11 protein-coding genes and 2 pseudogenes are annotated in these 12,420 nt (G+C 63.8%); 9 read left to right on the top strand and 4 right to left on the bottom strand.

What is annotated here, in order from left to right; genetic code table 11:
* Window positions 1-166: 166 nt before the first annotated feature.
* On the bottom strand, window positions 167-502 hold the full coding sequence (locus tag ACYVD0_RS20375; RefSeq protein ID WP_460428483.1) for a 4a-hydroxytetrahydrobiopterin dehydratase: 336 nt from the start codon (window positions 500-502) through the stop codon (window positions 167-169).
* Between the two features lie 70 nt (window positions 503-572).
* The gene (phhA, locus tag ACYVD0_RS20370; protein WP_460428482.1) at window positions 573-1,358 is read right to left on the bottom strand and encodes a phenylalanine 4-monooxygenase; all 786 of its coding nucleotides are present in this window, start codon (window positions 1,356-1,358) and stop codon (window positions 573-575) included.
* A 344-nt stretch (window positions 1,359-1,702) separates the two neighbouring features.
* Between phhA and ACYVD0_RS20365 the strand changes: the two are divergent.
* Window positions 1,703-1,848: pseudogene (locus ACYVD0_RS20365) on the top strand (TyrR/PhhR family helix-turn-helix DNA-binding protein); the annotation flags it as partial.
* Between the two features lie 362 nt (window positions 1,849-2,210).
* Window positions 2,211-2,495: an encapsulin-associated ferritin-like protein gene (locus ACYVD0_RS20360; RefSeq protein WP_460428481.1), complete on the top strand. Its 285-nt coding sequence runs from the start codon at window positions 2,211-2,213 to the stop codon at window positions 2,493-2,495.
* 985 nt (window positions 2,496-3,480) lie between these two features.
* Here the strand turns inward: ACYVD0_RS20360 and ACYVD0_RS20355 are convergent.
* Together ACYVD0_RS20355 and ACYVD0_RS20350 are read right to left on the bottom strand one after the other, a co-directional pair.
* A pseudogene (locus ACYVD0_RS20355) lies at window positions 3,481-3,684 on the bottom strand (IS4 family transposase); the annotation flags it as partial.
* Between the two features lie 115 nt (window positions 3,685-3,799).
* On the bottom strand, window positions 3,800-4,099 hold the full coding sequence (locus tag ACYVD0_RS20350; RefSeq protein WP_460428480.1) for a hypothetical protein: 300 nt from the start codon (window positions 4,097-4,099) through the stop codon (window positions 3,800-3,802).
* A gap of 328 nt (window positions 4,100-4,427) precedes the next feature.
* Here ACYVD0_RS20350 and ACYVD0_RS20345 point away from each other — a divergent pair, with 328 nt between their 5' ends.
* The 7 genes from ACYVD0_RS20345 to ACYVD0_RS20315 all read left to right on the top strand — a co-directional run bounded on the left by ACYVD0_RS20345 (window position 4,428) and on the right by ACYVD0_RS20315 (window position 12,390).
* On the top strand, window positions 4,428-5,042 hold the full coding sequence (locus ACYVD0_RS20345) for a hypothetical protein (protein ID WP_460428479.1): 615 nt from the start codon (window positions 4,428-4,430) through the stop codon (window positions 5,040-5,042).
* 161 nt (window positions 5,043-5,203) lie between these two features.
* Entirely contained in the window at window positions 5,204-5,617 is a 414-nt protein-coding gene (locus ACYVD0_RS20340) for a phage holin family protein (protein WP_460428547.1), read from the top strand.
* Window positions 5,614-6,387, top strand: coding sequence for a DUF3618 domain-containing protein (locus ACYVD0_RS20335; RefSeq protein WP_460428478.1), 774 nt, complete (start codon window positions 5,614-5,616; stop codon window positions 6,385-6,387). Before ACYVD0_RS20340 ends, ACYVD0_RS20335 begins: the two co-directional genes overlap by 4 nt.
* 343 nt (window positions 6,388-6,730) lie before the next feature.
* Complete coding sequence (locus ACYVD0_RS20330) at window positions 6,731-7,558, top strand: HpcH/HpaI aldolase/citrate lyase family protein (RefSeq protein WP_460428477.1); 828 nt, start codon at window positions 6,731-6,733, stop codon at window positions 7,556-7,558.
* Between the two features lie 251 nt (window positions 7,559-7,809).
* A complete protein-coding gene (gene acs, locus ACYVD0_RS20325; RefSeq protein WP_460428476.1) occupies window positions 7,810-9,771 on the top strand; it encodes an acetate--CoA ligase in 1,962 nt (653 codons plus the stop codon).
* A gap of 197 nt (window positions 9,772-9,968) precedes the next feature.
* A complete protein-coding gene (locus tag ACYVD0_RS20320; protein WP_460428475.1) occupies window positions 9,969-10,943 on the top strand; it encodes a GlxA family transcriptional regulator in 975 nt (324 codons plus the stop codon).
* A 226-nt stretch (window positions 10,944-11,169) separates the two neighbouring features.
* Entirely contained in the window at window positions 11,170-12,390 is a 1,221-nt protein-coding gene (locus tag ACYVD0_RS20315) for an aspartate aminotransferase family protein (RefSeq protein ID WP_460428474.1), read from the top strand.
* Window positions 12,391-12,420 lie beyond the last annotated feature (30 nt).

The raw sequence follows: 12,420 nt of genomic DNA, 5'->3' as shown, positions 1-12,420 counted from the left end.
GGGAAGTTGCCGACGAATGGCAACCCTGAGTCTTCCTGCTGGACTTGGATTTCGCTTTTAATTAATTGTTTTATAAGGAAATATTTAGCGACGAACGGTCGTCGGGTTTTTCGAGCCGGCAGGCCGTCACTGCCGCAGCGGTGGCCCGGCTATGGCCGTCCGGGCTCTACGCCAGCGCGTCGGTGCGCGCCGCCATGATGAAGTCGTTGCGGTGCAGGCCGCGGATCTTGTGGCTCCACCAGGTCACGGTGACCCTGCCCCATTCGGTGAGCAGCGCCGGGTGGTGTCCTTCGGCCTCGGCGAGCGCGCCGACCGCGTTGGTGAAGGCCAGGGCCTGGGCGAAGTTGCGGAACGGGAAGACCTTTTCCAGTTGCAGGATGCCGTCGCGGTTTTCCACGTTCCAGTCGGGGATCTGCCTGATCAGCTCGGCGAGTTCGGCTTCCGAGACTTTCGGTGCGTCGGCGCGGCAGGCTTCGCAGTGGGCTTGGGAGAGGGCGGTCATGGGCAGGCTCCGGGTTGGGGGGATTGGGGGCGGGTGGATGCCGTCTTGCGCATCCACCCGGCATCTGGGGTCAGGCCGCCTTCGGCGGAAATTTCGGCGGATGCAGGCCGAGGCGCATGGCCTGGTGCACCAGTGCCATGATGTCCTGGCCAGCCAGCTCGAACAGTCGGCGGAGCTCCGGCAGCACGAAGTAGAGTGGCTGCAGGATGTCGATGCGGTAGGGCGTGCGCATCGCCTCGAACGGGTCGAAGGGCAGGTGCTCCGGCACCTCGGACAAGCAGTAGAGGGTTTCCTTCGGCGAGGAGAGGATGCCGCCGCCGTAGATGCGCCGGCCCGCCGGGGTGTCGACCAGGCCGAACTCCACGGTCATCCAGTACAGCCGCGCCAGGTAGACGCGTTCCTCCTTGCTGGCCGCCAGGCCCAGCCGGCCGTAGGTGTGGGTGAAGGCGGCGAACCAGGGGTTGGTCAGCATCGGGCAGTGGCCGAACAGCTCGTGGAAGATGTCCGGCTCCTGCAAGTAGTCCAGCTCCTCCACCCGGCGGATGAAGGTAGCCACCGGAAACTGCCGGTCGGCGAGCAGCTCGAAGAAGGTCTGGAAGGGGATCAGCGCCGGCACCCGCGCCACCCGCCAACCGGTGGCGGCCTCGAGCACGCGGTTGATCTCGCCGAGCTGCGGAATGCGTTCCCGCGGCAGGCCGAGCCGCTGGATGCCGTCCAGGTATTCTGCGCAGGCGCGTCCCTCGACCAGCGCCAGCTGGCGCTCGATCAGGGTCTGCCAGACAGCATGTTCGGCCTCGCTGTAGTGGATGAAGCCCCGCTCGTCCGGTTGCCGGGCCACATAGGGCGTCGCGGTCATCTCGGTGCCTCCTGCGCAGCTGCGCACATTTTCCCTCTTATCAGGCATAGCGCGAATGGGCTGGATCTGCACGGTGGCGGCGCTTCGCTCTGCGCAGACAGCGTCAGTCGTTCTGCAAGGAATTTCTGCCGGTCTTCCGAAGCTGTGCATGCCGACAGCCTTGCTGGTTGTGGCAATTTGCCACATATTTCTACCGGGAAGCGCCCCCGCTTGCCACTCGTCGATCCATCACGCCAACAGTCCGGGCTCCGCCATGCGCGTCGAGACTCTCTGCCAGAGCCGGGTCGGCGCTCCTGCGCGATATCCTCGACCTCGTGGTCGCGTCCGAAATCGACATCGCTCGCGACGGAATCGGCGGCCGCTTCGAAAAGGCCGTATTGCAGTGCCTGCTCGGCGAATACCCTAGCAGTTCCTGCTGGCTCGCCGCCTCGGCGTGTCGCACGCCACCATCGCCAACAAGCTGCGCCAGCATGGGCTGGGCTGGGAGTAGTAAGGCGGGCCTGAAGTGCCTTGAGCTATGGCCTGCCCTGGAGGGGGCCGGCGGATGCGTCTGCAACCGGCTGTTGCTCAGAAGGTAGTTCGACCACCCGCCGCTGGGTCTTTACTTCATTAAGCGAGTGTCTGCCGCAACAGGCTGCGTACGCCATCCGCGGCACCCTGCGCGGTACCGCCGCACCTGGTGTGCAACCATGCGGCTGCAGAGAGGGTCATAAAGGCTTTGGCTGCTTGCGCTTTTTCCACGGATTCGGGCGGCTGTAGTCCCGAAGGCATCAAGCCGTGGAATGGCGACTGCCGTTTTCGTAACAGACGAGCCGAACGGTTTTCTTCGCCCAAGCCAACAGGAGAATGGATATGTCCAGCGTCGGTTATCACGAGCCCATCGAAGAGCTTTCCGCCGAAACCCGGGACATGCACCGGGCCATCGTTTCGCTGATGGAAGAGCTCGAAGCCATCGACTGGTACAACCAGCGGGTCTCTGCCTGCAGAGACCCGGAACTCAAGGCCATCCTCGCGCACAACCGGGATGAGGAGAAGGAACACGCGGCCATGGTGCTGGAGTGGATCCGCCGCAAAGATCCCAAGTTTTCCGGAGAGTTCAAGGAATACCTCTTCAGCGAAGGGCCGATTAACCATTAAGACAAGGACGCTTGAGCGCACGGCCCGGAGAGCGCCCGGTTGAGTTCGCCTGGAAGGGGCAGCCCGGTTCGCCGTAAGTGCTCGAAGGACAGATCCGCCCCAATTGCCAGCGAAATGCACGGTGCGGCAAGGCTGTCAGCAATAGGAGCCCGGCAAGCGGTAACGCCGCACAAGCAGCTTGACGCCGCAGCAGTCCCCGTCCTTTCAGCTTTGCTGCGAGCCAAGCGAAAGGACGGAAAGGCTGTCTGCAGCTGCATTCTTCTGAGAGGTTGTGAAAAAATCGAACAGTGCCGTGAGAGCCTCTCCAATCCCCTTCAAAAAGGCGTGCCATGTGAAAAGCGGGAGAGTTTATGAGCCAAATGGTCTTACTTTTCACGTAGCGCAACGTTTTAGCGGCTGTTTTGAAGGGGGGGGCGCAGCAGCCGCTTGAATTTTTCACAACCTCTGAGTCGAGACAATGCTCGAAACCGCTTCGAGCGATCCACTGCTTGAAGGCTTGGTTATTATTAATCCGGCCCAAGAGTAGATTTTCTGTAGAGCCCGGTCTTTAGCGGTCTCTACGGCCCTTTCCGGAATCTATTTAAGGGCCTTCTTATAGCAGACCCTTTCAAGGTCTTTTGCCTTTCGAGGCTTTGATTGCACAGGCCGTAGAGAGATGAGCGCGGGCTGTGGCGCCATCGACCCAGTCCCTGGTCTTTTTCACCTTGGGGCCACGCTTGCTGGTGGCCACCTGGCTGGGCTTGATGTACCGCGCCAACGCCAACAGGCGCTGTGCCAGTGTGCAGGCCGAATCGTCGGCCCAGGCCGGCCAGTGCTCCACCGGCAGCGCGACGAGCATCCCCTCGTAACGGCTTCTGACCTGGACCGCCAGGTGGTAGGGGGACGCCTCCCAGCCCTCGGGAAGCTGTTCGCGATGGGTCTGTTCGACACTGCGCTCGAGCACCGCCTGGAGGTTGCAGGCCAGCACCGCCACGGCAAACCCCAGCAGCGCCGCCAGCGATACGGGCAGGTTGTCCATCGGGCGCGCGGTGGCATGCAGCGAAGGGCGCAACCCCAGGGAAACCAGCGACATCAGCTCGACCACAGTGGAAAACAGCAGCTCGCGTGGACACTGGCGTTGCCGGTTGGCCTCGAACACGTCGTCGACCCAGGCGGCCGGCATCGCCCGCTCCAGCGTCAGACGCGCCATGACACTGGCCGGTGCCTACTTCTCGAACCGCGCCAGAACCGCATCCCACATCGTCTTACCCTCCCGATCGATTATAGGGGGAGAGTTTACGCAAAGACCTTGAAAGGGCTGCTTCTTAATAGTAGTAGTTCGCCTCCCCATTGCTCTCTGCTTCGGCAGCCGCCTCTTCCAGCTCCTGCAGTCGCAGCTCATAGGCGGCACATTCGTTGGGGAGCGATTCGGCGGTGTATTCGCGCCGCATTCTTCGAACTTTCCTGTAAATCTCGACAGCTTTCTGCGGATCGCTCTGGGTGAGCCAATGCACATTGGCTGCGAGTTCCTTGGCCTTGATGGTGATTTCATCCGGGGTGCAGGCGAAGCTAGGCAGGGAGGTCAGCAGGGCGATGGCGACGGTGAGTCCGAGCAGGGTTTTCATGGGCTTTCCCTCCTTCTCGCGAATTCCCCGGTGGATTGCGAAATCGCTGGGAAAGTTCAGGAAGAGGCGCCGAATGCCGTCGAGCCATAGTTCATCGTTTCGCTCGAACTCGGTTGGAAAGGGCCTGTCACCTAATAGGAAGGACGCAAGTAAGAAGGCTGTTTTTCCGACATCGCACCACCACCTGCACGGGGCGGTGGCTTGCAGAGAAATCAAGGTGGACAAGACCATGCCCAGACCTACTGAACGCACTCCACGATCCAACAGCCGGAAAGGCCTTCCGGCAAGCAATGTTTTCCACGAGCCGCCAGAAGAAGCAGTCGATCAGGTGACCAGCGAAGCCAAGCGGCAAGTCAAGAGCAAGGACCCGCTGGAAACCTACACTCAAAGTGCTGCGGATGAGCTGGAGAAGATTGCCGAGGGTGCCCGTGCTGCGGCTTGCGAGCTTGAGGAGCAGGACGAGCAGAGGCTGTCGAACTACGTGCTGGACGCCGCCGACCGCCTGTTCAAATTTGCCGACCAACTGCGCGGCAAGAGCGCCGAACAACTGTTCCATGAGGCGAATCGCCTGGCCAAGGACAACCCGGCGCTGTTTCTCACTGGCAGTATCGCTGTCGGTTTTGGCCTGACCCGTTTCGCCCGCGCCTCCGGGCACCGCTCACCGCAACCCTCCCGGCAAGCGGAAAGCGGGCTGTCCCGGCCCATGCCTGGCAGCGCGCTCGACCAAGAGAGCGCCGGTCTGGGGCTGACTGGCAGTCAGGCGGGCTCAGACGTCACGAGGACCACGGTTACCGCCACGCCGGACGGCACCGTCAGCACCAGCAAACCCATCGGCAGAAGCACCCAGCCGTTGCCGCCTGGCGATATCAGCATGACCGGTTCCACCCAGACAGGCATCCAAAGCACGGGGCCGACCAGCCAAAGCGACAAAGGCTCGAACTGAGGAGTGAAGCGATGAACGAATCGACCGGCAACCGGAACTATTCACCGAACCAGGCCCGGCCCGACGCGGCCCGGCCTGATGCGGCACAGCCCGAGACGGCGAGCTCTGACACGGTCCGACCGGATGCAATACGATCGGACACGGGCCGGCCCAGTGCGACCATTCATCCACATACCGCCCGCACCGATGCCGAGAAAGGCGGCACTAGCATCGTGGGCCTGCTTGGCCAGTTGGGCAGGGAACTGCCCTCCTTGATCACCAAGGAACTGGCCCTGGCCAAGGTGGAGATCAGTGAGTCGATCAATGCCACCAAGGCGGGCATTGTCTCTCTGGCAGGCGGCGGCGCGGTGCTGCTCGCTGGCCTCATCATTCTCCTGCAGGCCGCGGTCTACGCCCTGAGTCAGGTGATGGATGCCTGGCTGGCGGCGTTAATCGTTGGTGTGGTGGTGGTGGTAATCGGCTATATCCTGGTCCAGGGCGGCAAGAAGAAGTTCGCCCCGTCCGCGTTCAAGCCGTCGCGCACGTTGCACACCCTGCAGAAAGATAAAGCTGCCATTCGGGAGGCTGCCCAATGAGCACGCAGAGCAGAATCGACCTCGAAGCGCAGAAGGATCCGGATACCCTGGAACGGGAAATCGACCAACAGCGTGCGGAAATCAGCAACATCGTTCATGCCTTGGAAAACAAGCTGTCCCCCGGCGAACTGCTGGACAAGGCGCTGGGTTATACCAAGGGGCATGGCGGTGAATTCATGTCCAACCTGTCCAACACTGTCGCCGCCAATCCGATGCCGACCGTGCTGACTTCGGTCGGATTGCTATGGCTGTTAACCAGCCAGAACCGCACGCTGAGGACCCAGGTCTATGCCGGCGATGCTGCGATGGAGTCGAGCGGCCCCTCCTTGACGGAGAAAGCCAGGCAACGGGCCGCCGGCATCCGCGAGAAGGCCGAGCATCTGGGCGAGGGGGTGAGTGACAGTCTAGGCTCGGCGCGGCAGCACCTGAGCGACTCCAGTCAGCATGCCGCCGACTCCCTGCGCCATCGGGCGCAGCAAGCACGGAGCGGCTTCGACACCCTGCTGCACGAACAGCCGTTGGTGCTGGGGGCGCTCGGCATCGCAGTGGGAGCGCTGATCGCCGGCATGCTGCCGACCACCCAGCAGGAGGACCAACTGCTCGGAGAGGCCAGCGACAACCTTACCGACAAGCTCAAGGTAACGGCCGAGGAGGGGCGCGAGGTGGCCACCGAGCTGGGGCTGGAAATGACCGACCGGCTGCGCGAGAGGATCGCCACGCCACAGCCCGGTACAGGGCAGCAGCCCGGGCTGAGCGGCGGGGCTGTCTGAGCCTGGCGTTTCCAGCCGGCAGCAGTCGGTTGTTAGACCTTGGTGCAATGCCTCGCTCCACGGGCGGTCGGATATAAGGAAAACGTCCTGGATCAGGAGATTCGATCCAAGTGTTTTGTTTGCATTCCTAGTGGAATGATGGGCGGGCGACCTCGAGTCGCCCTCTTTTTTGCCCATTCCCGACGCTGTTCCATCTCTTCGCTTTTCTTCGCCCTTTTTCGTTCTGCCGATATCCCGCGTCCGAGCTTGCGATGCATGGGTTGGCGCGCTTTGATCGTCCGGCACGATCCCGGGTTCGGGCATCATGCCATTTCCCGTAACGAGAAGAAGCGAGAGGACAGCCATGCATCCAGCCCCCATCCGTTCCGCCCTGTTCGTCCCGGCAAGCCGCCCGGAGCGCATCCCCAAGGCTTTGGCCTGCGGTGCCGACGCGGTCATCGTCGATCTCGAGGATACGGTCGAGGAAAGCCTCAAGGCCGAGGCCCGCGCCAGTCTGGACGCCTTTCTGACCGACTATCCGCAGGCCCGGCTGCTGGTGCGCATCAATGCTCCGGTTCATCCCCAGCAGGCCGCGGATCTGGAGCTGTGCCGCCGCCAGCCGGGCATTCTCGGCGTGGTGCTGCCCAAGGTGGAAAGCGCGGTGCAGGTCAGCCTGGTGGCCGCGTCCGGCAAGCCGGTGTGGCCAGCCGTCGAGAGTGCGGTAGGACTGCATGCTCTGCCAGCGATCGCCCGCGTTCCGGGGGTCGAGCGGCTGACCTATGGTGGCCTCGATCTGGGACTGGATCTGGGGCTGGCCGCCGGCAGCGAGGGTGGCGAGCGGATCATGGACCAGGTTCGCTATGCGCTGCTGCTGCAGTCGCGCACCGCCCGTCTGGCCGCGCCGCTGGAGACCATCTTTCCGGCCATCCAGAACCTGGCCGGACTGGCCTGGCGCGCGCGGCAGGCCCGCGACATGGGGTTCGGCGGCCTGCTGTGCATCCATCCGGACCAGATCGCCGTGGTCCACGAGGCTTTCATGCCTGGCGCCGAGGAGCTGGCCTGGGCCCGGCGGGTCATGGCGGCCGCGGCTTCCGGCGAGGGGGTGTTCGTGGTCGACGGGCAGATGATCGACGCACCGGTCGTGGGGCGGGCCCGGCGTCTGTTGGAGCGGGCTGGGCAGACGCCGGCCTGAGTCGCTTGGAAAGCGCGACGGCGCATGGATTGGCTTCACGCCGAAGCATCTGCGGCACTGCACCGCATTGCTTGCGCAGAGGAGCCCGAGGCCCCGTTTCCCGGGCGCATGAAGTATGACGCTATCCTGCCCCCCGTAGCTTCTTTTGGCCAAATTTCGTTAAGACCATTGTCGAATTTTGAAGCAACTGTCAAGAGGCTAAAAATTGCAGCCAATAAAAATAATTTTGTTTTGGCAAGGAAAACTTATTTATGTGCGCCGCTTCCCTGTACCCCGTACGTCCTGAAGTTACTGCTCAATCCTTTACCGACGAGGTCTCCTACAAGGCCATGTACCAGCAGTCGGTAATCAACCCCGATGGCTTCTGGCGTGAGCAGGCCAAGCGCCTGGACTGGATCAAGCCTTTTACCAAGGTCAAGCAGACCTCCTTCGACGATCACCACGTCGATATCAAGTGGTTCGCCGATGGCATCCTGAACGCCTCCTACAACTGCCTGGACCGTCACCTCGAAGAGCGCGGCGACCAGCTGGCGATCATCTGGGAAGGCGACGATCCGTCCGAGCAACGCCTGATCACCTACCGTGAGCTGCATGAGGATGTCTGCAAGTTCGCCAATGCCCTGCGCGGTCAGGATGTCCATCGCGGCGACGTGGTGACCATCTACATGCCGATGATCCCCGAGGCCGTGGTGGCCATGCTGGCCTGTGCCCGTATCGGCGCGATCCATTCGGTGGTATTCGGCGGCTTCTCTCCGGATGCATTGGCCGGGCGCATCGCCGACTGCAAGTCGAAGGTAGTGATCACCTCCGATGAAGGTCTGCGCGGCGGCAAGAAGGTTCTGTTGAAGGCCAACGTCGACGAGGCGCTGACCAATCCGGATACCTACAGCGTCAACAAGGTTATCGTCTGCAAGCGCACCGGCGGCGACGTCAGGTGGCACTCGCACCGCGACATCTGGTACGAGGACCTGATGAAGGTGGCCGGCAGCATCTGCGCCCCGAAGGAAATGGGCGCCGAGGAGCCGCTGTTCCTCCTCTATACCTCGGGTTCCACCGGCAAGCCGAAGGGTGTGGTGCACACCACGGGCGGCTACCTGCTGTATGCCTCGCTGACCCATGAGCGGGTGTTCGACTACCGTCCGGGCGAAGTCTACTGGTGCACCGCCGATGTGGGATGGGTCACCGGCCACAGCTATATTGTCTACGGGCCGCTGGCCAACGGTGCCACCACGCTGCTGTTCGAGGGCATCCCCAGTTATCCCGACGTGACCCGCATTTCCCAAGTCATCGACAAGCACCAGGTGAACGTCCTCTACACCGCGCCGACCGCCATTCGCGCCATGATGGCCAAGGGAAAGGCGGCAGTGGCGGGCGCCGATGGCTCCAGTCTGCGTCTGCTCGGCTCGGTGGGCGAGCCGATCAACCCGGAAGCCTGGCAGTGGTACTACGAGAACATCGGCCGGGAGCAGTGCCCGATCGTCGATACCTGGTGGCAGACCGAAACAGGCGGCATCCTGATCAGCCCCCTGCCGGGCGCCACTGCCCTCAAGCCGGGATCGGCGACCCGTCCGTTCTTCGGCGTGCAGCCGGCGCTGGTGGACAACCTGGGCAACCTGATCGAGGGTGCGGCCGAAGGCAATCTGGTGATCATCGACTCCTGGCCGGGCCAGGCACGCAGCCTGTATGGCGATCATGACCGCTTCGTCGACACCTACTTCAAGACCTTCAAGGGCATGTACTTCACCGGCGACGGCGCCCGTCGCGACGAGGACGGCTACTACTGGATCACCGGTCGCGTCGACGATGTGTTGAACGTCTCCGGTCACCGCATGGGGACCGCCGAGATCGAGAGCGCCATGGTGGCCCATCCGAAGGTCGCCGAAGCAGCGGTGGTCGGCATCCCGCACGACATCAAGGGGCAGGGCATCTATGTCTACGTCACCCTGAACGACGGGGTAGCCGCCTCCGAGGCGCTGCGTCAGGAGCTGAAGAGCTGGATCCGCCGAGAAATCGGCCCGATTGCCACGCCGGACGTAATTCAGTGGGCGTCGGGGCTGCCGAAGACCCGTTCGGGCAAGATCATGCGGCGCATCCTGCGTAAGATCTCCGTCAGTGAATACGACGGCCTGGGCGACATCTCCACCCTGGCCGATCCGTCGGTAGTGCAGCAGCTCATCGACATCCATCGCCAGATGCAGACCGCCTGCGCCTAGCGCGCCTGACCGGCTGCGCCCGACGACACCCCGCCCCGGCTCCCGCCGCGGCGGGGCGTTCGGTTTTCGGGGGAGGGGGCTGGCATGGCTGAGCGGTCGTTCGCCCCGTCCTGCTAGAATGCTGCTCGCCTTTGCCGGAGCCCGTTCTGCCGGCGAGGATTTTTCAACGTCCGGCACCGGAAGCTTCGTCGCTTGCCATGACTGCCCATCGAATCGGCTTTCTCCTCTGGCCCGGAACCAGGGCCCTGACCCCGGCCCTGGCCGAGGAAGCCCTGCAGCTCGCCACTCACCTGCAGCCGCAGGCGCGCTACGATTTGTGCTTCCTGCAGGCCGAGGTACCGCAGGAGGGCGGTTGGCGCCTGCCCGGCGTGCCCTGGGAGGGCCGGTTGGGCGGCTTCGACAAGCTACTGCTACTAGCCGACGCGCCGACCGTCTGCGTGGCGCCGTCGCTGGCCGCAGCGCTCAGGCAGGCGGCGCGCGAGGGCTGCCAGCTCGGCGGGCTATCCGCCGGGGTCTATCCGCTGGCCCAGCTCGGGCTGCTCGACGGCTACCGGGCGGCGGTGCACTGGCGCTGGCAGGAGGATTTCGCCGAGCGCTTTCCCCGGGTGATCGCCACCAGTCATCTGTTCGACTGGGACCGTGACCGCCTCACCGCCTGCGGCGGCCTGGCGGTGCTCGACCTGCTGCTCGCGGTGCTGGCCCAGGACCATGGTGCCGAGCTGGCCTGCGCGGTCAGTGAGGAACTGGTGGTCGAGCGCATTCGCGAGGGCGGCGAGCGTCAGCGCGTGCCGCTGCAGAATCGCCTCGGCTCCAGCCATCCGAAGCTGACCCAGGCGGTGCTGCTGATGGAGGCCAACATCGAGGAGCCTTTGACCACCGACGAGATCGCCCAGCACGTCTGTGTCTCGCGGCGCCAGCTGGAGCGAATCTTCAAGCAGTACCTGAACCGGGTGCCGAGCCAGTACTACTTGGAGCTGCGCCTGAACAAGGCTCGCCAGCTGCTGCTGCAGACCAGCAAATCAATCATTCAGATCGGCCTGTCCTGCGGCTTTTCCTCCGGGCCGCATTTCTCCAGCACCTACCGCAGCTTCTTCGGCACCACCCCCCGGGAAGACCGCAACCAGCGCCGCGCCGGCGGCCAGTTCGAGTCGACTGCGCCGGTCGAGCCGTGATTCGGGCCGGGGCCGGCTTTCGCCGGGAGAATTTTTCGTCGAGCCGCTTCCCCCAAGCCGTACAGTGTTTAAACTGCGCCTTCCTGATGCTTTCCGCGCCGTCGCCGGAAAGTGGGGAACCCTGCGGATGGGCACTGCAACAACAAGTTGTCGCTTGGCGGAAATGCCCGTCGCGGGGCCATTCCTAGAATTCTTCTTCGCTAACCTATCGTGGCAGGAGTTCCCGATGTCCGTTGAGCATGCTCAGGTGCAACGCACCGATTTCGACCAGCTGATGGTCCCCAACTATGCCCCTGCCGCCTTCATTCCGGTGCGCGGCCAGGGTTCGCGAGTCTGGGATCAGAGCGGTCGAGAGCTGATCGACTTCAGCGGCGGGATCGCGGTGAACTCCCTCGGCCACTGCCATCCGCGGCTGGTGGCGGCGTTGACCGAACAGGCCGGGAAGATCTGGCACGTATCGAACATTTTCACCAACGAGCCGACTCTGCGCCTGGCGAAGAAGCTGGAGGATGCTACCTTCGCCGACCGGGCGTTCTTCTGCAACTCCGGCGCCGAGGCCAACGAGGCGGCCTTCAAGCTGGCTCGGCGTGTCGCCCACGACCGCTTCGGGGCGGAGAAATGCGAGATCATCTCTGCGTTGGACAGCTTCCACGGGCGTACTTTCTTCACCGTCAGCGTCACCGGCCAGCCCAAGTACTCCGACGGCTTCGGGCCGAAGCCCGAAGGCATCACCCATGTCCCCTACAACGACCTGGCTGCCCTGGAGGCGGTGATCTCCGAACGGACCTGTGCGGTGGTGCTGGAGCCGATCCAGGGCGAGAGCGGCATCCTGCCGGCCCAGCAGGCCTACCTGGAAGGTGCGCGCCGGCTGTGCGATCAGTACAACGCGCTGCTGATCTTCGACGAGGTGCAGACCGGCGTCGGTCGCACCGGCGAACTCTTCGCCTACATGCACTACGGCGTGGTTCCGGACATCCTCTCCACGGCCAAGGGGCTGGGCGGCGGTTTCCCGATCGGCGCCATGCTTACCCGCACCGACCTGGCCAGGCACTTCTCGGCCGGCGTGCACGGCACCACCTTCGGCGGCAACCCGCTGGCCTGCGCGGTGGCCGAGGCGGTGATCGATGTGGTCAACACCCCGGAGGTGCTTCAGGGGGTGAAGATCAAGCACCAGCGCTTCAAGACCCGGCTCGAGGCGATCGGCCGGCAGTACGGCATCTTCAGCCAGGTGCGCGGCATGGGCATGCTGATCGGCAGCGTGCTGAGCGAGCCTTGGAGGGGCAAGTCCCGCGACGTGCTGGTCGCCGCCGAGCAGGAGGCCCTGATGGTGCTCCAGGCCGGTGCCGACGTGGTGCGTTTTGCGCCGAGCCTGGTGATCGAGGACGCCGACATCGACGAGGGCCTGGAGCGCTTCGAGAGAGCCATCGCCCGGCTGGTCCGCGGCTGATCGGCGCAAGACACGGGACGGTGCGGTCCG

The sequence above is a fragment of the Azotobacter armeniacus genome (assembly GCF_054779355.1).
The sequence above is the reverse complement of the archived record's forward strand: the minus strand, read 5'-3'. Positions and strand labels throughout refer to the sequence as shown.